The 24906-nt window shown below is 28.9% G+C and carries 26 protein-coding genes; 23 read left to right on the forward strand and 3 right to left on the reverse strand.

Annotated features, from left to right (window positions below; all coding sequences use genetic code 11):
- Window positions 1–20 precede the first annotated feature (20 nt).
- The 5 genes from gltB to DR024_RS11605 all read left to right on the forward strand — a co-directional run bounded on the left by gltB (window position 21) and on the right by DR024_RS11605 (window position 8195).
- Window positions 21–4571, forward strand: a complete 4551-nt coding sequence (gene gltB, locus DR024_RS11585; RefSeq protein WP_111918852.1) for a glutamate synthase large subunit — start codon at window positions 21–23, stop codon at window positions 4569–4571.
- Between the two features lie 13 nt (window positions 4572–4584).
- On the forward strand, window positions 4585–6069 hold the full coding sequence (locus DR024_RS11590) for a glutamate synthase subunit beta (RefSeq protein ID WP_111918854.1): 1485 nt from the start codon (window positions 4585–4587) through the stop codon (window positions 6067–6069).
- 196 nt (window positions 6070–6265) lie between these two features.
- The gene (locus tag DR024_RS11595; protein WP_051195959.1) at window positions 6266–6781 is read left to right on the forward strand and encodes a DUF4829 domain-containing protein; all 516 of its coding nucleotides are present in this window, start codon (window positions 6266–6268) and stop codon (window positions 6779–6781) included.
- Window positions 6782–6837: 56 nt separating this feature from the next.
- The gene (locus DR024_RS11600; protein WP_055184352.1) at window positions 6838–7740 is read left to right on the forward strand and encodes a chemotaxis protein; all 903 of its coding nucleotides are present in this window, start codon (window positions 6838–6840) and stop codon (window positions 7738–7740) included.
- Window positions 7741–7862: 122 nt separating this feature from the next.
- Complete coding sequence (locus DR024_RS11605; RefSeq protein ID WP_034866305.1) at window positions 7863–8195, forward strand: SdpI family protein; 333 nt, start codon at window positions 7863–7865, stop codon at window positions 8193–8195.
- Window positions 8196–8297: 102 nt separating this feature from the next.
- On the opposite strand, the gene DR024_RS11610 is transcribed toward DR024_RS11605, so the two are convergent.
- The gene (locus DR024_RS11610) at window positions 8298–9092 is read right to left on the reverse strand and encodes a Cof-type HAD-IIB family hydrolase (RefSeq protein ID WP_027098297.1); all 795 of its coding nucleotides are present in this window, start codon (window positions 9090–9092) and stop codon (window positions 8298–8300) included.
- A gap of 120 nt (window positions 9093–9212) precedes the next feature.
- On the opposite strand from DR024_RS11610, the gene DR024_RS11615 reads away from it, so the two are divergent.
- The 10 genes from DR024_RS11615 (at window position 9213) to DR024_RS11660 (ending at window position 17472) form a co-directional block, all read left to right on the forward strand.
- Window positions 9213–9713 (forward strand): RNA polymerase sigma factor, encoded by a 501-nt coding sequence (locus DR024_RS11615; protein WP_027098298.1) that lies wholly within the window; start codon window positions 9213–9215, stop codon window positions 9711–9713.
- Window position 9714: 1 nt separating this feature from the next.
- Window positions 9715–10302, forward strand: a complete 588-nt coding sequence (locus DR024_RS11620) for a zf-HC2 domain-containing protein (protein WP_027098299.1) — start codon at window positions 9715–9717, stop codon at window positions 10300–10302.
- 8 nt (window positions 10303–10310) lie between these two features.
- Window positions 10311–11105, forward strand: a complete 795-nt coding sequence (locus tag DR024_RS11625; RefSeq protein WP_055184356.1) for a YfjL-like protein — start codon at window positions 10311–10313, stop codon at window positions 11103–11105.
- Between the two features lie 82 nt (window positions 11106–11187).
- Window positions 11188–11376: a hypothetical protein gene (locus DR024_RS11630; protein WP_055184358.1), complete on the forward strand. Its 189-nt coding sequence runs from the start codon at window positions 11188–11190 to the stop codon at window positions 11374–11376.
- A 130-nt stretch (window positions 11377–11506) separates the two neighbouring features.
- Complete coding sequence (locus tag DR024_RS11635; protein WP_049178684.1) at window positions 11507–12175, forward strand: response regulator transcription factor; 669 nt, start codon at window positions 11507–11509, stop codon at window positions 12173–12175.
- Complete coding sequence (locus DR024_RS11640) at window positions 12172–13188, forward strand: sensor histidine kinase (protein WP_099328273.1); 1017 nt, start codon at window positions 12172–12174, stop codon at window positions 13186–13188. The genes DR024_RS11635 and DR024_RS11640 overlap by 4 nt, the downstream gene beginning before the upstream one ends.
- Before the next feature lie 90 nt (window positions 13189–13278).
- A complete protein-coding gene (locus DR024_RS11645; protein WP_111918856.1) occupies window positions 13279–14046 on the forward strand; it encodes an ABC transporter ATP-binding protein in 768 nt (255 codons plus the stop codon).
- Window positions 14036–16021 (forward strand): ABC transporter permease, encoded by a 1986-nt coding sequence (locus DR024_RS11650; RefSeq protein WP_111918858.1) that lies wholly within the window; start codon window positions 14036–14038, stop codon window positions 16019–16021. Before DR024_RS11645 ends, DR024_RS11650 begins: the two co-directional genes overlap by 11 nt.
- A 96-nt stretch (window positions 16022–16117) precedes the next feature.
- Window positions 16118–16639 carry a thioredoxin family protein gene (locus DR024_RS11655; protein ID WP_111918860.1) on the forward strand — a complete coding sequence of 174 codons (522 nt, stop codon included), beginning with the start codon at window positions 16118–16120 and terminating at the stop codon, window positions 16637–16639.
- A 74-nt stretch (window positions 16640–16713) separates the two neighbouring features.
- Window positions 16714–17472 carry a MerR family transcriptional regulator gene (locus tag DR024_RS11660; RefSeq protein ID WP_111918862.1) on the forward strand — a complete coding sequence of 253 codons (759 nt, stop codon included), beginning with the start codon at window positions 16714–16716 and terminating at the stop codon, window positions 17470–17472.
- 163 nt (window positions 17473–17635) lie between these two features.
- On the opposite strand, the gene DR024_RS11665 is transcribed toward DR024_RS11660, so the two are convergent.
- Window positions 17636–18145, reverse strand: coding sequence for a ferritin (locus DR024_RS11665; RefSeq protein ID WP_027098303.1), 510 nt, complete (start codon window positions 18143–18145; stop codon window positions 17636–17638).
- A gap of 145 nt (window positions 18146–18290) precedes the next feature.
- Between DR024_RS11665 and DR024_RS11670 the strand changes: the two genes are divergently transcribed.
- The 7 genes from DR024_RS11670 to DR024_RS11700 all read left to right on the forward strand — a co-directional run bounded on the left by DR024_RS11670 (window position 18291) and on the right by DR024_RS11700 (window position 23591).
- Window positions 18291–18656: a DUF6483 family protein gene (locus tag DR024_RS11670; protein WP_034866307.1), complete on the forward strand. Its 366-nt coding sequence runs from the start codon at window positions 18291–18293 to the stop codon at window positions 18654–18656.
- 126 nt (window positions 18657–18782) lie between these two features.
- Entirely contained in the window at window positions 18783–19943 is a 1161-nt protein-coding gene (gene alr / locus DR024_RS11675) for an alanine racemase (RefSeq protein WP_027098305.1), read from the forward strand.
- Between the two features lie 172 nt (window positions 19944–20115).
- A complete protein-coding gene (locus DR024_RS11680; protein WP_027098306.1) occupies window positions 20116–20484 on the forward strand; it encodes a GntR family transcriptional regulator in 369 nt (122 codons plus the stop codon).
- The gene (locus DR024_RS11685) at window positions 20485–21186 is read left to right on the forward strand and encodes an ABC transporter ATP-binding protein (protein WP_027098307.1); all 702 of its coding nucleotides are present in this window, start codon (window positions 20485–20487) and stop codon (window positions 21184–21186) included.
- Window positions 21180–21857, forward strand: coding sequence for an ABC transporter permease (locus DR024_RS11690; RefSeq protein WP_111918864.1), 678 nt, complete (start codon window positions 21180–21182; stop codon window positions 21855–21857). The genes DR024_RS11685 and DR024_RS11690 overlap by 7 nt, the downstream gene beginning before the upstream one ends.
- 245 nt (window positions 21858–22102) lie before the next feature.
- Window positions 22103–22627 carry a phosphatase PAP2 family protein gene (locus tag DR024_RS11695; RefSeq protein ID WP_034866308.1) on the forward strand — a complete coding sequence of 175 codons (525 nt, stop codon included), beginning with the start codon at window positions 22103–22105 and terminating at the stop codon, window positions 22625–22627.
- A 16-nt stretch (window positions 22628–22643) separates the two neighbouring features.
- On the forward strand, window positions 22644–23591 hold the full coding sequence (locus DR024_RS11700) for a YbgA family protein (protein WP_207636989.1): 948 nt from the start codon (window positions 22644–22646) through the stop codon (window positions 23589–23591).
- Between the two features lie 47 nt (window positions 23592–23638).
- On the opposite strand, the gene DR024_RS11705 is transcribed toward DR024_RS11700, so the two are convergent.
- Window positions 23639–24373, reverse strand: coding sequence for a hypothetical protein (locus DR024_RS11705; RefSeq protein ID WP_027098311.1), 735 nt, complete (start codon window positions 24371–24373; stop codon window positions 23639–23641).
- Window positions 24374–24498: 125 nt separating this feature from the next.
- On the opposite strand from DR024_RS11705, the gene DR024_RS18030 reads away from it, so the two are divergent.
- Window positions 24499–24885, forward strand: coding sequence for a hypothetical protein (locus DR024_RS18030; protein ID WP_027098312.1), 387 nt, complete (start codon window positions 24499–24501; stop codon window positions 24883–24885).
- The last annotated feature ends 21 nt before the right edge of the window (window positions 24886–24906 follow it).

Consider the following 24906-nt stretch of genomic DNA (forward strand, 5'->3'; position numbering starts at 1 on the left):
ATAAAGAAAGGATAGAGTATATGGGTAGGCAAGATAGAATAAGCAATGGAGCTTATAATGGAATGTACCGTCCTGAGTTTGAGCACGATAATTGTGGGATTGGTGCTATAGTAAATATCAAGGGCTTAAAAACACATGATACTGTTGAAAAAGCCTTGAAGATAGTTGAGAATTTAGAGCATAGAGCTGGCAAAGATGCCGAAGGTAAGACTGGTGATGGAGTAGGAATATTACTTCAAATATCACATGATTTCTTTAAAGAAGCAGTTAAACCTTTCGGCATCTTTTTGCGTTCTGAGAGAAGTTATGGAATAGGTATGTTCTTCTTCCCTCAAGATGAGCTTAAGAAAAATCGTGCAAAGAAGATGTTTGAGGTTATTGTAGAAAAGGAGGGGTTAGAATTTTTAGGTTGGAGAGAAGTTCCTACAGTACCAGATGTTTTAGGAAATAAGGCAAGAGAGTGTATGCCTTGCATTATACAAGGATTTATACAGAAACCTAAAGATATTAATGAAGGATTAGATTTTGATAGAAAACTTTATATTGTAAGAAGGGTATTTGAGCAAAGTAATGATGACACTTATGTTGTTTCTTTATCAAGTAGAACTATTGTTTATAAAGGAATGTTTTTAGTTGGGCAATTACGCTCATTCTTTTTAGATTTACAAAATCCTTTATATAAGTCTGCAATAGCTTTAGTCCATTCTAGGTTTAGTACAAATACAAATCCAAGTTGGGATAGAGCTCATCCAAATAGATTTATGGTTCATAATGGGGAGATAAATACGATTAGAGGTAATGTGGATAAAATGCTTGCTAGAGAGGAAAACATGGAATCTACATACTTAAAGGATGTGATGGACAAGATACTGCCTGTAGTAAATAGAGGTGGTTCTGATTCTGCAATGCTAGATAATACATTAGAATTTTTAGTAATGAGTGGCATGCCATTACCTTTAGCAGTTATGATAGCAATTCCAGAACCCTGGGAAAAAAATAATACAATAAGCAAATCCAAGAGAGATTTTTATCAGTATTATGCAACAATGATGGAGCCTTGGGATGGTCCTGCATCAATATTATTTAGTGATGGGGATATAATGGGAGCAGTTCTTGATAGAAATGGACTTAGACCTTCTCGTTACTATATAACAGAAGATGATTACTTAATTCTTTCATCAGAGGTTGGAGTATTAGACTTAGATCAATCCAAGATAGTTTTAAAGGATAGATTAAGACCAGGAAAAATGCTTTTGGTGAATACAAAAGAAGGTAAACTTATAGATGATGATACATTAAAGGAATATTACGCATCAAGAAAGCCTTATGGTGAATGGATAGATAAAAATCTTGTAAGTCTTAAAAAGTTACAAATACCTAATAAAGGTGTTTTGGAATATTCAAAGGATGAAATAGCAAGGCTTCAAAAAGCTTTTGGTTATAGTTATGAAGATATAAAGACATCTATATTACCTATGGCTAAAAATGGTAGTGAACCTACAGCTGCTATGGGAATAGATAGTCCATTAGCTGTTCTTTCTAAAAAACATCAACCACTATTTAACTATTTTAAGCAACTCTTTGCTCAAGTTACCAATCCACCTATAGATGCAATTAGAGAAGAAATTGTAACTTCAACATCAGTTTATTTAGGGGAAGATGGAAATCTCCTAGAAGAAAAAGGAGAAAACTGTAGAGTATTAAAAATCCACAATCCAATATTAACTTCTACAGATTTATTAAAGATTAAAAATATAAATGCTCCTGGATTTAAGGTGAAGGTAGTACCATTAATTTATTATAAAAATACATCCCTTAAAAAAGCTATAGAACATTTATTTATAATGGCAGATAGGGCTTATAGTGAAGGAGCTAATATACTAATACTTTCAGATAGAGGGGTGGATGAAAATCATGTTGCAATACCTTCATTATTAGCAGTTTCTTCACTTCAGCAACACTTAGTAAAAACAAAAAAGAGAACATCTTTAGCTATGATTCTTGAAAGCGCAGAGCCAAGAGAGGTTCATCATTTTGCAACATTATTAGGTTATGGTGCAAGTGCTATTAATCCTTATTTAGCTCAAGATAGTATTAAGGAACTTATAGAAGACAAGCTTCTAGATAAAGACTTTTATGCAGCAGTTAATGATTATAATGAGGGAATTTTAAAGGGAATAGTAAAAATAGCATCTAAAATGGGTATTTCAACTATTCAGTCATATCAAGGGTCACAGATTTTTGAAGCTATTGGTATAAATGAAGATGTTATAGAAAAGTACTTTACAGGTACTGTAAGTAGAATTGGTGGAATATCTTTAAAAGATATAGAAGAAGATATTGATGCATTACATTCTAAAGCTTTTGATCCATTAGGGCTTAAAGTAGATTTAACATTAGATAGTTTTGGAAGTCATAAATTTAGAAGTGATAAAGAAGAACATTTATATAATCCTAAAACAATACATCTTTTACAAGAAGCTACTAGAAAAGGTGACTATAGTTTATTTAAAGAATATACTCATTTAATAGATAATGAAATGAGTGAAGTAAATTTAAGAGGGCTATTTGACTTTAAATATCCATCTAATGGGATTCCTATAGAAGAAGTAGAAAGTGTAAGCTCAATTGTTAAGAGATTTAAGACAGGAGCTATGTCTTATGGATCAATTTCAAGAGAGGCACATGAAACTTTAGCTATTGCTATGAACAAGCTTGGAGGTAAGTCTAATTCAGGTGAAGGTGGAGAAGATTTATATAGACTTAATATTTGTGAAGATGGATTAAATAGATGTTCTGCTATAAAGCAAGTTGCATCTGGAAGATTTGGTGTTACATCTAGATATTTAGTGAGCGCTAAAGAAATTCAAATTAAGATGGCACAAGGGGCAAAACCAGGTGAAGGTGGTCATCTTCCTGGTGGAAAGGTATATCCATGGATTGCTAAAACAAGACACTCTACAACAGGAGTTGGACTGATTTCACCACCACCACATCATGATATTTATTCAATTGAAGACTTAGCGCAATTAATATATGACTGTAAGAATTCTAATAGAGATGCTAGAATATCAGTTAAATTAGTATCAGAAGCTGGGGTGGGTACTATAGCTGCCGGTGTAGCAAAAGCAGGGGCACAGGTAATACTTGTATCAGGTTATGATGGAGGGACAGGAGCAGCACCTAGAAGCTCAATTTATAATGCTGGACTTCCATGGGAACTTGGACTAGCTGAAACTCATCAAACTCTTATAATGAATGGATTAAGAGACAAAGTAATACTTGAAACAGATGGTAAGTTAATGAGTGGTAAAGATGTTCTTGTTGCAGCACTTCTTGGGGCAGAAGAATTTGGGTTTGCAACAGCACCACTTGTAACTATGGGATGTGTAATGATGAGAGTATGTAATTTAGATACTTGTCCTGTAGGTATTGCAACTCAAAATCCTGAACTAAGAAAGAGATTTAGAGGTAAACCAGAGTACGTTATTAACTTTATGGAGTTTATAGCAAAAGAGTTAAGAGAATATATGGCTAAACTTGGGGTTAGAACAGTAGATGAATTAGTTGGAAGAACAGATTTATTAAAGGAAAAATCAGTAATATTAGAAGAAAAGGGTAAAAATATAGATTTAACTAGAGTATTAAACAATCCTTATACATCGGAGAAGATTGAATATTGTAAAAAGAGTGTTTATGACTTTGGATTAGAGAAAACAGTAGATGAAAGTATTTTATTAAAGGAATTTAAGGATGCTATAAAGAGCGGGAGAAAGAAAACAGTAACTCTAAATATAACTAATATAGACAGAACATTAGGTACAATTTTAGGTTCTGAAATTACAAGAAATAATGAAGATGGACTAGAAGAAGATTCATTAAAGGTTAAATGTAATGGAAGCGGTGGGCAAAGTTTTGGTGCATTTATACCTAAAGGATTAACATTAGAGATTGAAGGGGATAGTAATGATTACTTTGGTAAAGGGTTATCAGGTGGTAAGCTTATTATTTATCCTCCAAGAGAAGCTAAATTTAAGAGTGAAGATAATATTATAATAGGAAATGTTGCTTTATATGGTGCAACTAGTGGTAAGGCATTCATTAATGGTGTTGCAGGGGAAAGGTTCTGTGTAAGAAATTCAGGAGCAATTGCTGTAGTTGAAGGCGTAGGAGAGCATGGCTGTGAATATATGACAGGTGGACGTGTTGCTATACTTGGAAAGACAGGTAAGAATTTTGCAGCTGGTATGAGTGGCGGAATAGCCTATGTATTAGATGAAGATAGAGATTTATATATGAAGCTTAACAAGGAGCTTATTGTATCTGAAGAGATTACTTCTAAGTCTGATGCTCAAGAGCTAAAAACTATGATAGAAGAGCATGTTAATGCTACTAACTCACCTAAGGGTAAGGAAATTTTAGAAAGCTTTGAAGAATACTTACCAAAGTTTAAGAAGATTTTACCTAAAGATTATGATAGAATGCTAAAATCTATAGCCTCATTCCAAGCGAAAGGCTTAAGCTATGAGGAAGCACAAATAGAAGCTTTCTATGAGAATAAAGGTAAATAGGGAGGTATTGTCTATGGGTAAGCCAACAGGTTTTTTAGAATATAATCGTGAAACAAGTGAGGAAATTTCAACTTTAGAGAGAATCAAAAACTTTAATGAATTTCATATCTCACTTTCTAATGAAAAACAACAACTTCAAGGTGCTAGATGTATGGAATGTGGAGTTCCCTTTTGTCAATCTGGTATTTTAATGAAGGGGGCAGTTACTGGCTGCCCACTTCATAATCTTATTCCAGAGTGGAATGACTTGATTTTTAGTGGAAACTTTGATAAGGCCTATGAAAGATTATTAAAAACTAATAACTTTCCCGAATTCACATCAAGAGTATGCCCAGCACCCTGTGAAGTAGGTTGTACATGTGGACTTAATGGAGAGTCTATATCTATTAAGGAAAACGAAAGGTGTATAATTGAGAATGCTTATTTAAGTGGATTAGCAAATTCCAAACCACCAACTATAAGAACAGGTAAGAAGATTGCTATAATAGGTTCTGGTCCTTCTGGTCTTGCAGCAGCAGATCAATTAAATAGAAGAGGGCATAGTGTAACTGTTTTTGAAAGAGAAGATAGAATTGGTGGACTTTTAACGTATGGAATACCTAACATGAAGCTTGATAAGAGTGTAATTGATAGAAAAGTTAAGGTTATGGAAGAAGAGGGAGTAATATTTATAACTAATACTAATATTGATACTAAAGCTAAGGCTTCTAAGATTTTAAAAGAATATGATAGTGTGGTTTTAGCTTGTGGTGCATCAAACCCTAGAGATATTAAAGTTCCTGGTAGAGAAGCTAAGGGTATATATTTTGCAGTAGATTTTTTAAAGTCTACAACTAAGAGCCTTTTAAACTCAAACTTACAGGATGGAAATTACATTTCAGCAAAGGGAAAAAAGGTTGTAGTTATAGGTGGTGGAGATACAGGAAATGATTGTGTAGGAACATCTATAAGACATGGAGCAGTATCAATACTTCAGTTGGAGATGATGCCGAAACTTCCAGATGAGAGAACAGAGGATAATCCATGGCCAGAGTGGCCTAGAATTTTAAAGACTGATTATGGACAAGAAGAAGCCATAGCTGTCTTTGGAGAAGATCCAAGAGTTTATCAAACAACAATTAAAGAATTTATAAAAAATGAAAAAGGTGAGCTTTGTAGATTAAAGGTTGTTAAACTAGAAGCTAAGAAGGATGAAAAGTCTGGTAGATTAAGTATGGTGGAGATTCCTTCATCAGAATATGAAGTTGAAGCTGATATGGTTTTAATTGCAGCAGGATTCTTAGGTTGTGAAGAAAAGGTAACTAAAGCATTTGGTGTTGAATTAAATGAACGTACTAATGTTTTAACGGCTAAGGATTCTTATAAGACAACATTAAAAAATGTATTTGCAGCTGGTGATATGCATAGAGGACAGTCTTTAGTTGTATGGGCTATTAGAGAAGGTAGAGAAGTTGCAAGAGAAGTGGACTTTAATCTTATGGGATACACTAACTTATAATAAAAAATATAAATAGTGCTGAAGTAATAACAGAAGAAGTATTTATAGGTAAGATAATTAAAATTATAAATATTAGCTAGAGTTGACCTTAGCGTAGTTAAAAAAGCCAATGATCTATTGATTATTGGCTTTTATTTCTTTTTTAAGTATAAAAGTATGTAATAACTTGGCTATAATAAATATAAGAGGTGTTAGTATGAGAGGAAATCTAAGAAGAGTTATCTTAATGATATTTATTGTGATTATGAATATGGGAATTATAGCATGTAATATAACAAAGGAAGAAGTTGGTTTTAGTGATAATGAAATCAATGAGGGGTTAGATGTTATTAAAAATTCATTTAAATATGAGAATGATAGAAATGAAGAAGAGTTTAAAAAATGTTACACAGAAGTTTATAAAGATACAAATTTTATGTTAACCAATATTAATAGTGCAGAAATTAAAGAGGTTGCTTTATTAAAAGATAAGAGAAACTACCATAATTATTTAAATGATGGTAGAGGAAATATGAGGAATATTGATATAAACAATGTGATAATTTTTAGGGTGAAATATGATAAAAAGTATGTAGATGACTCTATTATGCCAATTGATAGTGGTATTGACGAAAAAGGATTTATTTTAATAAGAGAGAGTAGTAATTCTCCTTGGAAAATAGATGGAACTGGAGAACCATATTTCTGTGAAGATGAAGAAATATTACTGTAAAGTTTATGCTGTTTCTTAACGAGAATATATTATACTTACAAGTGAGGAGAGGTAATATGACTAGTGATATTTTATTAGAATCAGGTACTGGAGAAGTAGAAGTAATCGAATTTAGAGCTAACGACGTTAATTATGCAATAAATGTAATAAAGGTTAAGGAAATTATTGATATGCCAGCAAGTGGTGTAACTAAAATGCCTGAAAGCAAAAAAGAAATAGCTGGATTAATTTTATGTAGAGATGAAATACTTCCAGTAATTGATTTGAAATATATTTTAAATAGAGAAAAGTCTAGCGAATTAGGACAAAGATTAATAGTATGTGAATTTAATAAGGTTAAGGTAGCATTTAATATTGATGATATTATAGGAGTTCATCGTATTAAGTGGAGCGAGATAAGAAAGCCAAATAATATGTTTGATGAGTCATTAGCAGTTGGGAATATTGTTTTAAATGGAAAAATTATAGTTATGTTAGATTTTGAAAAGATAGTAACAGATATTAGTCCTAAGTCTGGTATTAGTGAAGATAGACTTGTTTCTGTAGAATATAAGGATAGATCTGACCTTAAGTTAGTTTTAGCTGACGATTCCCCATTAATTAGGAAGCTGTTAAAGGAAACTTTAACTAAAGCAGGATTTACAAATATGAAGATATTTGATGATGGAGAACAAGCTTTAGACTATCTTGAAGGATTAAAGAAAGACTTAGGAAAATCCTTTGTTAAAGAAGTTCAACTTCTTATTACAGATATTGAGATGCCACAAATGGATGGATTAACTTTAACTAGAAAGGTTAAAGAAGATGAAGTGTTAAAGAGATTACCAGTAATTATATTCTCATCATTAATTACTGATGATTTAAGGCACAAAGGAGAATCTGTTGGAGCTGATGCTCAATTAAGTAAGCCAGAGATAGAAGAACTTATAGGAGTTGTAGATCAACTTTTAGGTATATAAATTAAATAACTAGCAGTTTAGAAGAGAAATAAAAATTATATTTCTCTTCTTTCAATTATATAAGGATTAACAAATGTTTTATTGAATAAAATATTAGTATAATATAAAGTGGAGATGATATTATGGTGGGATTTATTGTATCAGCTATATTAATTATAGGTGGAGTTATCATGTATCTTTTTCCTTCAAAAAATTCTAATTGGGTATATGGGTATCGTACAAGGTTATCAATGAAGAACCAAGATACATGGAAGGTATCACAGAAAATTGGTGGATTTAGTATGATAGTTTTTGGTATTATATTTCTAATTATCACTTTGGTATTGGAATTATTTTTAGAAAATTTATTTGATGAATTTTTAGTTATTATATTATTAATAGGATCTATATTAATGTTAATATTTGATGAAATGTATTTAAGAAAAATATTTAATAGGGATGGAAGTAGGAAGTAATACAAAAAAATAAAAATTATAGTGTCATCACAGAACACAAAAATGTGGTATGGCTGAAAAAAGTGACCTCTTGGCTAAAGCGTTCAAGGTCACTTTTTTATTTTAAATTAATTTGTAATGCTTAAGTGCATTAAAGATTCCATCATTATTAATATGAGTTGTAACATAAGATACTAATGGAAGTAGTGCTTCATTACTATTCCCCATTGCAATACTAGTATGTGCGTATTCTAGCATTGATAAATCATTGGTACTATCGCCAATAGCAAAAGTGTTTTTATGAGGAATATTTAAATGATTAATTAAAAACTCAATTCCTGTTGCTTTAGAAAAACCTTTAGGTACAACTTCGTAGAAATCATCACTTCTTTTTATAAAGTCAAGCTTATCTTTATGTTTATTATAGAAGCCTTCAAAATTACTGTCTTGGTTTAAGAAAATCACAAATTTATCAAAATAAAGTTCATCTAATTGAGAAAGTGATTTGAAAGAAAAACCTTCTTCAGCTAAATCAACAGTAAGTTTTAAAACTTCTTTATGTTTTATAGTAGATTTTTCTGGAAAGTATATAAAGTCCCTTCCTTCACCTATTGCATCTAATTTAAACTCTTTAAAGTCTAATGCAATTTCTTTTGAAAGGGCATGTCCAAGTTCGTTGTCTAATAAAACTTGTCCATCGCATTCTATATAAGTTCCGCAACCACAAATATACCCATTAAAGCCTGAGTTCTTAATTAATTCAGGTAGTATAACTTTGGTTCTCCCAGTATTAATAATAGCTAAATGACCATTTTCTTTAAGTTTTCCTATTGCTTCTAGTGCACTCCCTGGTATTTTATTTGTTTCCTCATCTAAAATTGTTCCATCAATATCAAAAAATATTATTTTTCTATCCATAGTTTTCTCCTATCTTTTGTTATATATAAACTAATTATAAATAAAAAAAATGAAATTTTCTATTATTTATTTGAAACAAAATTGGATTAATATACACTAATAATATGAGAGGGGGATAAGATGGAGGATTTTAATAAGCTTTATAAACTTTACAATAAAAAAATTTATAGTTATCTTCTCTATTTATGTAAGGATTCACTTGTAGCAGAGGAGTTGTTACAGGAAACCTTCTATCTTGCTATTAAAAATATAGAAAAGTTTAGAGGAGAATCTATGGTATCTACTTGGATATACTCTATTAGCAAAAATGTTTACCTTTCATGGCTTAGGGATAAAAATAAGAGAAATCATATACATGATTATGATTTTAATAATAAATTAGTACAGCAGGATAAAAGTGATGAAAGAATTATACAGGAGGAAGATCTTAGAGATTTATTTAAGCTTATAGACAGGATAGAAGAACCATATAGAGAAGTAATTTTAATGAGGTCAGTAAACAAGTTATCTTATAAGGAGATAAGTGAAATAATGAAAAGAAAAGAATCTTGGGTTAGGGTTGTTTTTCATAGAGGAAAAGTAAAACTTAAAGCTTTAATTGAGAATAAAGGGGAGATATAGTATGAGTATGGTTGACTGCAAAGTTATTAGGGATTTAATGACTTTATATATAGATGGATTATCTTCTGAAGAGAGTAATGAAATAATAGAACATCACATAAAAAAATGCAGTGAATGTAATGATTATTTAAATAGTTTATCAGATGAGTGTTTTTTAGATAAAAATGTAGTTGATAATTATGAGGTTGACGATAAGGTAGAACAGAAAATAGTACAGGATATTAAGAGGAGCAATACTAGTAAGCTATTAATTTATTCTATAGTTGGAGGAGTATTAGCAACCTTATTAACCTCTGGAAGTTTAATATTTAATGGATTTTTCTTGTTACCTCTATTTGGAGCAGTTATATATTTAAAGTTTAAGAATAAACTTATAGCACCAATTTCAATATATATTATTCAATTTCTAAACCTATCAATTGAGATGGTGATTGATTTAAGCATTCAAGATGAGAATATAGGGGTTACTCTTTGGGATTATATAAGTTATACCTATGGCAATGCTATATTTGCACTATTTTTTATGGGATTCACCTTTATAGGTGTTGTTATAGGAATATTAATAGAAAAAATTTTTTTAGATAAATAGGAGGTAAAATGAAAGTGAAATTTAATCTTAAAAAGATAATTTATTTTGTTATTTTAGTTGGAATATTAGCTTTACTACTTTCTATATATAATGCTTTTAATAGTAATCCTGTAAGTAAGAGAATTGCTAAAAATAAGCTAAATAAATATATAGAAGAGAATTATAGTGAAAGGGATTTTATAATAAAAGATGTAAGATATAACTTTAAATTTAGTGAGTATTACGGAAGGGTTATATCACAAGAGGAAGGATTAGATTACAATATAACCTTAAGTAAAAATGGAGATATTATAGACTTATACAAAGAAAATGGATTTATAGAGGATGTTGAACTTATTAATAGGTTTAATAAAAAGGTTGAAGAGGATTTTAAAGAAGGTCTTAAGGATAAAGTTTCTTTTAATAAAGATGGAAATAAGAATGATTATTTATTTGTATATTTCAATATAATTCAAGGAAAATACAAGGATAGAGATATCCAATATTCTAAGGAGTTAGATGATAAGTTCTTGATACAATTAAATTTATATGATGAAATGGATGGAGATTATAGAGATAGGTTTGTAGATCTGGCTTCTGAAATTATTAAGTATGCAGAGAGCAATGGATATAGAGGTCTTAGTGAAATATCAATAAGTACCTATATAAATGATGTTGAATATTCAATTTTAGTTAAAAGAGATGAATTTTCTAAAAGTAGGAAAGAACTTTACAATAACATAGTAAAGGGTGGCTATGATGTTAATACAAATTCAAAGGGTGAGGTAAAATTTAAGTATATTGAAAAAGAAGAAAAGAAATAAAAGACTAATTACATTAATTGTATATTGTTTTGTGTAAATGGTATAATTTATTTGGGTAAATAAATATTTTGGAGGGGATAATATGGATTCTGGTATTTTTTTGTTGGTGATTATATTGGGGGTTGCACTAAATATTGCAGTTTTATATTATGTTATTAGTTATATACCAAATAAACTAAAGAAAATTGAGTTTAAGCAAAGGGCATATTTTGAAGAAATAAAAACAAGATTATGCATTCTTGAGGATATTATAAAAGAAAATAAAAACTAGGATAAAAGAAGGAGATAATTAACTCCTTCTATTTTTATTTGGAGTATAAAAAGTAGACACATTAGTATATAAGATATAGAATTTATGTTTGTAGAAAAGATTATGTTTATATAGACTAGGAGTAGGTAGTATGGGAAATATTTTTATTATTGAAGATGATAAGACAATAAGAGAAGAACTAACTATATTTTTAAGCAGATATGGCTATAGTTGTACTTCATCCACAGATTTTGAAAATATAGTAGAGCATGCATTAGAAAGTAAATCAAATCTTATTTTACTTGATATTAATTTACCTTACTATGATGGGTATTATATATGCAGAGAAATAAGAAAGTGTTCTAATGTGCCTATTATAGTAGTTACTAGTAGACAAAGTGAAATAGATGAACTTATGAGTATGAATCTAGGAGCAGATGATTTTATCACAAAACCCTATAATACTCAGATTTTATTAGCTAGGATTTCATCTGTTTTAAGAAGGATGTATCAGAATATAGATATGGATTTTTTAGAGTTTAAAGGGCTAAAATTTAACATATCTCAAAGCCTTATAGAGTTTAATGGTGAAAAGATTGATTTAACAAAAAATGAATCTAAAATACTTTATTCTCTTATTAAAAATAAAGAAAAGATAGTCTCAAGAAATAAACTTATGGATGAATTATGGCAGTCTGATGAATTTGTAGATGATAATACGTTAACAGTTAATATAAATAGGCTTAGAAAAAAGATGGAGTCAATAGGAGCTATTGACATGCTACAAACTAAGAGAGGACAAGGTTATATTCTACAATGAGATTCTTAATATATTTAAAAGATAGATTTTTATTTATTATATTTACACTTTTAATTGTGTTATTACATATTGGACTATTTTTGGCTTTAGATGTAAGTTATTATGCAATATTTTTAATAGCTACACTATATATATTATGCAATTTCCTTTACCTTTTTATTGAGTATAAAAATACTTATAGGTATATAGATAACTTAAGAGATCAAATAGATTTACTTGAAGAAAAATATTTATTAAGTGAAATGATAGATGCACCTAACTCAAAGGAGAGTAATGAATTTTATAAAATTTTAAAAGAATGTAATAAGTCAATGAATGATAGAATTTCTGAAATTGAATTAAAAAATAAAGAATATAGGGAGTATATTGAACTTTGGGTGCATGAGGTAAAGACTCCAATAGCATCAACTAAGCTAATAATAGAAAATAATCCATCCCCTGTTACTGAGATTATACTAGGTGAGATAAATAAGGTTGATGATTATATAGAGCAAACTTTATTTTACACTAGGCTTAATAGTGTAGAGAAGGATTATATAATTAAAATATTAAATCTTGAAGAGGAAGTTAATGCTGCTATAAGAAAGAATTCCAGATATTTAATTCAAAGAAAAGTTAAAATAGTAAAGTCTAAACTAAGAAAAGAAGTATTTTCAGATACCAAGTGGCTTCAGTTCATCTTAAATCAGATAATTAGCAATTCTATTAAGTATTATCATAAGAAAGAGAATATATTGGAATTTTCAGCTGAAGAAATAAATGGGGAAGTGATTTTAAATATTAGTGACAATGGTATTGGTATGAATGAAAAAACTCTAATTAAAGCATTTGAAAAAGGTTATACCGGTGAAAATGGTAGAAAATTTAAAGAATCTACGGGTATTGGACTTTATCTTTGTAAAAACCTATGTGATAAATTAGGTCTTTCAATAAAACTGTCCTCAAAGGAAGGGGAGGGTACTAAAGTTTCTATTCTTTTTCCTAAAAATAAAATGTTACTTTTAGAAAACTAACAAAAATGTAAGATTAATGTTAGTTATATCAATGGAGAAACTTTTTTAATAAATGTAACATTTAGGTATAAGGAAAGGGAGGGATAAAATATGAATAAAATTTTACAGGTTGAGAATATTCATAAATTTTATGGAACTAAAGGAAATGTGACTAAAGCTTTAAACGGAATAAGCTTTACTGTAGAGAGAGGTGAATATGTTGCAATAATGGGGGCTTCAGGAAGTGGAAAAACTACACTTCTTAATTGTATTTCAACTATAGATAATGTTACTAGTGGACATATTTATATAGGAGGAGAAGACATAACGAAGATTAAAGAAAAAAAGCTTGCTAAATTTAGGCGTGAGGAACTAGGGTTTATATTTCAAGACTTCAATTTATTAGATACATTAACTGCATATGAAAATATTGCTTTAGCACTTACAATTAATGATGTTAAAGGAAAAGAGATAGATGATTTAATAAGGGAAATTGCAAGCAGACTTAATATAACAACCGTGCTTAATAAATTTCCATATCAAATGTCAGGTGGACAAAAACAAAGGGTAGCAGCGGCAAGAGCAATAGTAACACATCCAAAGCTAATATTAGCAGATGAACCTACAGGAGCACTTGATTCAAAGTCAGCAAAGATGCTTTTAGAAAGTTTAGAAACATTAAATAAAGCTATGAATGCAACAATTATGATGGTAACTCATGATGCTTTTACTGCAAGTTATGCTAAGAGAATTCTTTTCATTAAAGATGGTAAGATATTTAATGAATTAATTAGAGGAAATGATTCTAGAAAAGAGTTTTTTAGTCAAATAATTGAGGTTGTTTCTCTTCTTGGGGGTGACCAAAGAGATGTATTTTAAGCTATCTTTAAGAAATATTAGAAGAAGTCTTAAGGATTATACTATATACTTTTTAACATTAATTTTTGCAGTTTGTATATTTTACACTTTTAATTCTATAGAGTCTCAAAAGTTACTTTTAGACTTAAGTGAATATCAAGGTTCAACATTCACAGCAATTAGTATGGCAATAACTGTAGTATCAGTCTTCATTTCATTTATTTTAGGATTTTTAATTATTTATGCAAATAATTTTTTAATAAAGAGACGAAAGAAAGAACTTGGAGTATATATGACTCTAGGAATGGAGAGAAAGTCAATATCAAGAATTTTGTTTGCAGAAACCCTACTAATAGGTTTTATATCACTTGGAATAGGATTATTTCTTGGCGTTTTATTATCACAATGTTTATCGATAGTTACTGCAAAGATGTTTTCAGTAAAACTATTATCATTTAAGTTTATTTTTTCAGAGTCAGCTTTCATAAAAACAATAATTTGCTTTGGATTAATCTATATAATAATTCTTTTATTTAATTCAAGATCAATAAATAATGTTAAGTTAATAGATTTAATTTATGCTTCTAGAAAAAATGAAGAAACAAAAGTAATAGGATTAAAGATTTCAGTAGTATTATTCATATTAAGTGTTATAACAAACCTTTCAGCCTATGTTATTTTAATTAAAGGTGGTGCTGCAGCTATTACAGTAACTATGTTTATATGTGTAATATTAGGTATAGTAGGTACATTTTTATTCTTTATGTCACTTACAGGCTTTTTACTTAAGTTAGTACAAAGTAGTAAAAGATATTACTTTAAAAAGCTTAATATGTTTTTGTTAAGACAAATTAATAGCAAGATTAATACAAACTTTATTTCTATGTTTTTTATTTGTCTTATGTTATTTTTAGCTATTTGTACTTTGTCTGGAGGACTTGGAATAAATTTTGCTGTTAGTTCTCAAGGAAAAGAATTAACACCACATGATGCTACAGTTCAGGATGAGATAAATAAAACTGATCTTGAAAAAGTATTTATGGATGCCAATATTAATTTAAATAAATTTACAAGTGAATTTTCAGCATATAAACAATACAATAGTGGCATTGGTTATAAGGAACTATTTAATGAAGAACTAGTTAATGAATTAAAAAATTTATATCCAGTTACAGCAAATGTTGATGTTAAAGTTGTAGGACTTAGTGATTTTAATGAAGAAATGAAATTAATTGGTAAAGAACCTATTATATTAAATGATAAAAGTTTTGGCTTGTTTCTTAATGATGAGATTTGCTATAAATATATAAGTATATATTTAGAAGATGGAAGAAAAATTAATTTAAACAATAATCAATTAGAGTTTGATAAGAGTAAGGTTGTTTATGTTAATTTTAATAATACTATGATGCAAGGAAATATAGGGACAATAATAGTAAATGATAAATATTTAAATGGACTTAAGATGTATAATTCCTATATAAATTTAGATTTTGAAAATCCTGAGGATTTAAAAATATTAATGGATGAGGTTAATAGTAATCCACTTATAGAAAAAGATAAGTTCTTTTTCGTTCCAAGAGAGATGATAGAAGCTAATTCTCAAATGCTTGGAACAATGGTAGCTTACCTTGGTATTTATTTAGGAATAATATTTATAATAACTTCCGCTGCAGTACTTGCACTTCAACAACTATCAGATTCCTCTGATAACATAGAGAGATATAGATTACTTAAAAAGATTGGAGTTGATGAAGAAGAGATAAATAAAACAATTTTAAAGCAGACAGGAATATACTTTATGTTACCATTATTTTTAGCAATAATTCATTCCATAGTTGGAATTACATTCTCTGAAGAAGTAATAAAGTTATTTGGATCAACTAAGAATAGGATTTATGTTATAATAACTGCTATAGTATTTATAATAATATATGGTGGATATTATTTGGCTACCTATATAGGTTCTAAAAATATGATGAAAAATAAAATATAAAAAGCAGTACATTGTACTGTTTTTTATTCTTTATTACATTCATAGAGAGAAGTTATTAAAAAGAATATACAGCATTATTGAACAGGAGATGAGAATATGAAAAACTTTGATTTAGGAATTACATATAATGAATATTTGAGCTTAGCAGATGAGGAGCAAGTGGGAATAATTGATAGGTTTAATGAACAAGGCCAATTAATTAATAAAGATTTACATAAGGTAAGAAATATAGAAAATAAACTTAATATACTAGTTTTTGGAGAGCCACGCTGTAAAGATGTTGCAACAGAAATACCTTTTTTACTTAAATTAAGTGAACTAAACAAAAATATAGAAGTTAAATTCTTAAGAAGGGAAGGAAATGAGGAACTATTAGAAGAACTTTCAGGGGAAAGAAAGGTACCAACATTTTTAATACTTAATGAAAAAGGCAATACAGTTAGAAAATACATTGAGTTTCCTATTGGGGTTAAAGAAATTCTGTTAAGTACTGAGAAGGAAAAAGTTCAAGATATTATAGATAATATGAGAAAAGGTAAATACAATAATCTTATTCAAGAGGATATTATTAGATTTCTAACAGGAGAAAATTATAGATATATTAACTTTACTAAATAAATTTTAAAAATAATTTTTTGACTATTGACTTTAACGTTACGTCATAGCTTATTCTATTTTTAGGAGGTGATTTTATGGAGTATACCGTAAAAAGTTTAGCGAAGTTAGCCGACATTAGTAGCAGAACTTTAAGGTACTATGATGAAATTAATTTATTAAAACCCTGCAGGGTTAATTCTTCAGGTTATAGAATTTATGGTGAAGAGGAGGTAGATACTCTTCAGCAAATTATGTTCTATAAAGAAATGGGGTTGCCTCTAGAAAAGATTAAGGAAATCATTTTAAATAAGGATTTTAATCAAAAGAATGCTCTTATAGCTCATAGAAATAAACTTAAAGAGGAGCAGCTTAGAATAGAAACCTTATTAAGAAATGTAGAAAAAACGATAAAGTCAATGGAAGGGGATTTAGTAATGTCTAATAAAGAAAAGTTTGAAGGATTTAAAAGAAATCTTATAGAAAAAAATGAAAAACAATATGGTAAAGAAGTTAGAGAAAAGTATGGTAATGAAGCTGTAGATGAAAGCAATAGAAGAATATCAAAGTTAAGTGAAAGTGAATGGAATGACTTAGAGAGTCTTTCCAAGAAGGTTAATGAAAGCATAAAAAAAGCAATGATATTAGGAAATTCTAATAGTGAAGAAGCAAGAGAAGCAGTTAAGCTTCATAAAGCATGGCTTGATCATTATGGAAATTATTCCAAGGAAGCTCATATTGGGCTAGGTGAAATGTATGTCTATGATGATAGATTTAAAAAGTATTATGATGATAATGTTGGGGAAGGTGCAGCAGAATTCTTAAGAGATGCTATAAAAAATTATTATAACCAATAATATAAAGGTGGTTTATAATGCTGCCTTTTATATAAACAAAATAGGCATAGATAAAATCTATGCCTTAAAAAATAGGGTAATGAGGTAATTTTAATATGTATTAAAATGTTTCATTAAAATTATTGACTCATTATTAAATTTCTAAACATAAAAAAATAAAATTTTATGCATTAGTTGGTGGAGTATAAACCCTGCTAGCTAGTTCATCATCCATTAAGTATAATGCAGCAGGATTTCCTTCAGATCTTCTTACTTTCTTAAGTAAAGCATTAAAGCTATTTTCTTCTTCAACTTGCTCATCTATAAACCATTTTAGTAAGCTCATAGTAGCATGTTCTTTTTCATCATGAGCAATATCAGCTAGGTTATATATTTTCTTAGTTACGAGTTGTTCATGCTCGTAGCCCTTTTGGAATACATCAATAACACCATCATATTTAGCTGTTGGCATAGGAATTTGTTTTAATTCTACAACACCATTCTTTTGGAAAATATAATCATAAAGCTTCATTGCATGAGCTAATTCTTCTTGAGCTTGAACTCTAAAGAAGTTAGCAAATCCACTTAGATCAATAGATTCACAGTATCCTGCCATTGCAAGATAAGTATAAGAGGAATAGAATTCAAAATTTACTTGTTCATTAAGTTCATTTAATAACTTTTCACTTAGCATATGTTCATCTCCTTTAATCTTATGTTATACACAAGATTATTCTATATACATAATGGAGAAATATCAATTATTTTATGGAAATAAAATTAATATATGAAGAAATTATAGTATAATTTATACTATAAAAAAATTTTGGAGGAGTAAAATGAAGCACGATTTCCTTTTAGATAAATTTGAAGGCTTTAGTAAAGCATTAGCTAAAACATTATTTGATGTTAAAGAAGATGTAGATCCAATACAGTTTGATAATCTATCAGATAAAGACATACTTTATATAGTTTTAAAGAAACTACTTAAAGAAGGAGAATTTAATAAGGGAGAAGATTTATTCTATAAGGAGCTTTATAAAAATAAGACTCAAGAGTTTTATGAGTTAGGACAATGGTTCTATAATTATTTATTAAATCAAGATGATAAGTTACTTGAAGAGAAAAATTTTCCTAGAAGAGAAATATATCAAGGATTAGAAGATTTACAAGAGTTTAAATATAAATATTTGATAAAAGGATAATAGTATTACCTTATAGCTAGTTAAGCCACTTAGTAATAAAAAATCTATATTAGTGGTACTTTGATTTTAACTTTAAAATAATTAGAATAATAGTATAAGCACAAGGGAAAAAGAGGGGATCTTTACATGGAAAAGATATACAGACCAGTATGGGCAGAAATAGATTTAGATAAGATTGAGTTTAATATAAGAAATATAAAAGAGTTAGCTAAGGATAAAGAAGTCATAGGAGTTATTAAAGCAGATGCTTATGGACATGGTGCAATTGATATTGCTCCAGTTTTATTGAAAAATGGTGTTTCTAGATTAGCAGTGGCAACACTTACAGAGGCAATGGAGTTAAGAAGAGAAAATATAACTGCACCAATAATTATTTTAGGTTATACTCCAACAGAATTTGGTGAAGATTTAATTAAATATGATATAGAACAAACTGTTTATACCTTAGAAGATGCTGAAAGGTTTTCCTCTATAGCAGAAGATATAAAGGGAAAAGTTAAGGTTCATATTGCCATTGATACAGGAATGGGAAGAATAGGGTTCCTTCCTAATGAAGAAAGTATAGAGGATATAGTTAAAATAGATAAATTAAAAGGAGTAGATATAGTAGGTTTATTTACTCATTTTTCAACAGCAGATGAAGAAGATAAAGAATATACAAAAAAACAGTATAAAGTATTAGAAAACTTTTATGAAGAGCTAAATAATAGAGGAGTTAATATTCCATTTAAACATGCGGCCAACAGTGCTACTATAATGGATTTACCTAATATGTACTTAGATGGAGTAAGAGCTGGCATTGTAATGTATGGTTATTATCCTTCAAATGAAGTTAATAAAGGTAGATTAAAAATTAAGCCTGCCATGACAATTAAGGCTAAAATTGCTCACATTAAGACTTTAGAAAAAGGAGCTTTTGTAAGCTATGGCAGAACCTATGAGGTTAGTGAATCTACCAGGGTTGCTACTATTCCTATAGGATATGCAGATGGCTATTTAAGAGCTTTAAGCAATAAGGGAAAGGTTATAGTAAATGGTAAACTTGCACCTGTAATAGGAAGAGTTTGTATGGATCAACTTATGATTGATGTAACTCATATTAATAATGTTAAGGTTGATGACGAGGTTATACTCTTAGGAGAATTTGATGATATTAAATATAATGCTGATGATATGGCAAATGCTGTTGGAACAATAAATTATGAAATAATATGTATGATTAAAGGAAGAGTACCTAGGGTATATGTTAAAGATGGTAAGGTAGTTGAAATTAGAAATTATATTTAAATAAAGAGTAGAATAATTAAAAACTTAATAGAATATTTTTAAGAGGAATTAGAAATAATTTCTCTTTTTTGATTTCTGGGAAAATATTTGATTTTTAATGTTTGACAAAAGATAAAAAAAGATGTACTATTGTATTAAGCTATTAATACAATAGTACAAAGGGAGTGAAAAAATGGCTTGGGAATTAAAAAGTGACAGACCAATTTATAGTCAGCTTATGGAATATATCAAAATAAGTATTGTATCAGGAAAATACAAACCAGGTGCAAAGATGCCATCTGTAAGAGAATTAGCTAGTGAAGCATCAGTAAATCCCAATACAATGCAAAAAGCCTTAACAGAGTTAGAAAGGTTGGGGTTATTGTTTTCAGTAAGAACAAGTGGAAGATTTATTACGGAGGATTCAAAGATGATTGAAGAAATGAAGTGTAATCTTGCTAAAGAAGAAATACAAGCTTTTTTAAAGAAAATGGAACAAATAGGTTTTACTAAAGAGGAAGCTATAGAAACAATAAAAGAAATTGCAGAGGAGATGAAATAATTGGGGGAAAATATTCTAGAGTGTAGAAATCTTGTTAAATCCTATGGTAATAAACTTGCCTTAGAAGGAATTGACTTATCTATGAAGAGGGGTAGAATAGTAGGACTACTTGGCCCTAATGGAAGTGGAAAAAGTACTTTAATTAAGTTAGCAAATGGATTGTTAACACCAACTAGTGGAGAGCTTCTTATAAATGGTAATAAACCTGGGATAGAGACAAAGAAGATAGTTTCTTATTTACCTGAGAGAACTTATCTTGCTGATTGGATGAAGGTATCTGATATAATTAACTTTTTTAAAGATTTTTATGAAGATTTTAATGTTGAGAAAGCTTATGATATGCTATCTAAGTTGAATATTAATGCTAATGATAAGTTAAAGACAATGTCAAAAGGGACTAAGGAAAAGGTTCAGCTAATACTAGTTATGAGCAGAGAAGCAGAACTTTACTTTTTAGACGAACCAATAGCAGGGGTTGACCCAGCTGCTAGAGATTATATATTAAATACTATTATTTCAAATTATAATGAAAATGCAACAGTAGTTATATCAACTCACTTAATATCTGATATTGAACAGATTTTAGATGATGTAATTTTTATTTCATATGGAAAGATATATTTATCTAAGAGTGTTGATGAGATAAGGGAAGAAGAAGGTAAGAGTGTAGATGCCTTATTTAGGGAGGTGTTTAGATGTTAGGAAAGTTATTAAAGTATGAATTTAAAGCAACTGGAAGATTAGTACTTCCTTTATATGGAGCATTATTAGTATTTGCTCTAATAAATAAGATTTTCCTTGAAACAGAAATAGGCTTTGGTAGAGCATCAGGAACTATCGGAAATATAGCATCTCTTATAACTATGTTTGTATATGGATGCATAATGGCAGCAGTATTTATAGTGACATTTTTTATAGTGCTACAAAGATATTATAAAAATCTTTTAGGAGATGAAGGTTATTTAATGAATACTCTTCCAGTTCCTGTATCTAAAAATATATGTAGCAAATTAATTGTTGGTATAGTATGGAATATTTTAAGCGTTATTGTTGCAGTTATATCGATAGTAATTTTAGCCTATTACCCAGGTATGATTGGTAATGCTTTTGAGTTTATGGGAGAAGTATGGAGAGTTGGAATAAGTGAGTTTGGATTTAGAATTCCTTTAGTAATATTTGAAATTATAGTATTAGGTATTTTGTCTTGTGCCTCTTCAACTTTATTACTTTATTCATCTATGTCAATTGGACATTTAGCAAACAAGAGAAAAATACTTTGTTCATTTGGAGCATTTATAGGAATAAGTATGATAACAAGCTTTGTTACATCAGTATTTAATACATCATTGATAAGTTACAATTATGGTTTCTAATTTATGGAGTTTCAATGGATTCTATTAAAAGTAGCAGCTAATTTAATTATTACTTCTGCAATATATTTTGTTATATCTAGCTATATTATGAAAAATAAATTAAATTTAGAGTAGTGTTTAAGATAGTATATCAATATGATTTTTGATATACTATTTTTTTATGCCATAGTAAAATATAAAATGATAAATAAATTAAGTACTATTTACAAATACTTATTTTAGGTAGCTTAAGGAGTGTACAAAAGATGATGTCAGATATGATTAAAAAATGGGATGAAGATATTTTATATTTAATAAACAAATATTGCAGAAATAGATTTTTAGATAAGGTTATGCCATTTGTAACATCTCTAGGGAACTTAGGGATGTTATGGATTATTCTTGCTATATTAATGATTAGGAAAGTAGATTATAGAAGAGTTGGCATTATAGTATTGGTAACATTAGCTTTTACAACAATTATGGGGGAAGGAATAGTAAAGCATATTGTCAAAAGAAAAAGACCATTCATAGGCAAGAAAAATAAAGAATTATTAATAAAAGAACCATCCTCATTTTCTTTTCCATCAGGTCATACAGCATCTTCTTTCGCAGTAGCTGTGGTTTTTTTGAAAAGTAATAGTAGTATTAGCACAATTATAGTATTAATAGCTCTTGCTATTGCATTTTCAAGACTATATTTGAAAGTGCATTATCCATCAGATGTTATTGGGGGGATAATATTAGGTTTAATTTGTGGAGGAATTGTATTTAATTATCTTTATATTTAGAAAGAAGATGATATATTTGAGTAAACCTAAAGTAGTTATAAGTAAATGCCTTGGATTTTCCAATTGTAGGTATAATGGTGGAACTGAAAATAATGAATTTGTAACTAGATTAAAGGATTATGTGGATTTCATCACAGTATGTCCAGAGATAGGTATGGGGCTAGGTACACCAAGAGAAGCTATTAGAGTTGTAGAGATAAATGGAGAAAATAGATTATTACAATCTAAGACTAAAAGAGATTTAACAGAAAATATGAATGAATTTGCTAAGGATTTTTTATCAAGTTTAGACGAAGTAGATGGATTTATATTAAAAAGTAAATCCCCTTCTTGTGGAATTAGAGATGTTAAGATATATCCCTCAATTGAAAAAGGAGGAATTTCTAAAAGAGGAGAGGGGAGATTTAGTTCAATTATTAGAGAGGCTTATCCCAATATTACTATTGAAGATGATGGAAGACTTAAAAACTTAAAAATAAGAGAGCATTTTTTAACTAAGTTATTTACATTAAATAGGTTCAAAAAATGTAAAGAAAGCAATGAAATAAGTGAACTTTTAAAGTTTCATAAAGAAAATAAATTGCTATTTATGAGTTATAACCAAAGACAGCTTAAAGCTCTTGGACAGATATTAGGTAATATAGATGGAAGAGAAAAAAGAGATGTATTTAACGAATACTCTATAATTTTAAATAATATTTTTTCTAAGGTTCCTAGATATACAAGTAATATTAATGTATTAATTAAAAGTATGGGTTACTTTAGTAATTACATAAGTCACAATGAGAAAGAATTTATAATAGATACTATAGAAAAGTATAGAAGCAATAAAGTTCCGTTAAGTGTTCCTCTAAATTTAATTAAAGGATATGCTATAAGATTTGAAAAAGAAAATCTATTAAAGCAGAGTTTTTTTAATCCATTTCCTGAAGGTTTAATAGAGTTAAGTGATTCTGGAAAGTAAAAGAAAATCCCTCCTGCATTAATACAGGAGGGTTTGTTATATTGATTTTAGCCAAATTGTTCGATTTTATCTAGGCACACAATTATAACTCTATTATCATCATTAATTAACCAGGCAATATTATTAGTTACAGTAATGACAGTAAATCCAATAAGTGGTTCTTCAAATGCTGATGAAGATATTTTTAGGTTAACAGGTCCTATTGAGTCAGCTAAGAATAATGCTTTACTTGAATTACAACAGCAAGAACCGTCCTCAACACAGCATAATGATCTAGGATTTATAGGAGGAATACATCTTGTTATAGCACGAATAAATCTATCTCTATTAAATCCTTGAAAGCAATTGTTTCCATCGTCAGGTTGAAGAGAAAATGCAACTAAAACTAAATCACAAATTGTAGTTGAGTTAAATAATGGGTTGCTATCAGAATAAGTGACTAGTCCATCACTGCAATTAGATACAGTTTTAAGGGTTGTTGCACCATCCTCAGTATTAAAGTTATTACCTACTAATGTAAAGCTTGATAAGTCTATTAAACTCCTTATTAAAGGATTTAATAGAATATCTAATGATCTTCTTAAAGCTCTTTTGCAACAGCAGGTATTTCTGTTACATTCATTTCTTTCAAAAGTTTGAGGTAAAACCTCTTCATTAGCTACTGTAAGATATCTTGAAGAATTATTATTTTGATTCTCATTACATCTACAATCCTCATTTCTACCCAAGTAGTTTCTATTATCCATTTCTAATGTTTCTCTAATGTTTCTTTCTTTGCTCATACTTGTTCTCCCTTCATATAATATGGGGGGTCACTACATTATATTTATCAAGATTGGTAAATGCTACTTAAATATTGCACCTTTTTTCCCTTTAGATAATAAAATATCGTAAAGGGGCGATTACTATGGATTTGTTAACTTTATTTGTTTTAGCAATATTAGCTGAAAGTGTATGGGAAACTTTAAAAATGACTTGGCAAAAAGGAAAGCTATGTATTGATAGAATTGGAGCATTAGTAGTTTCAATTATAATAACTTTTTCAACAGGATTTGATATATTAAATTGTTTCAATATACCTATTAAAGTTCCACTAATAGGCATGGTGTTAACGGCTATTCTATTAAGTAGAGGATCAAACTTTATTCATGATTTAATAGGAAAGATAAGCCAAGCTGAGGCGTTAATAGAGGATGTAAATGAAAATAAAGGAATGTTAGAGAGTAATAAAGAAGAAAGTACAACTGAGAATAACAAAGAAGATAATACTAATAAAACAGAAAATTTGGATTAATTTAAATAAAAATTATAGGAA

This window comes from Clostridium paraputrificum, from assembly GCF_900447045.1.
Lineage (GTDB): Bacteria > Bacillota > Clostridia > Clostridiales > Clostridiaceae > Clostridium > Clostridium paraputrificum.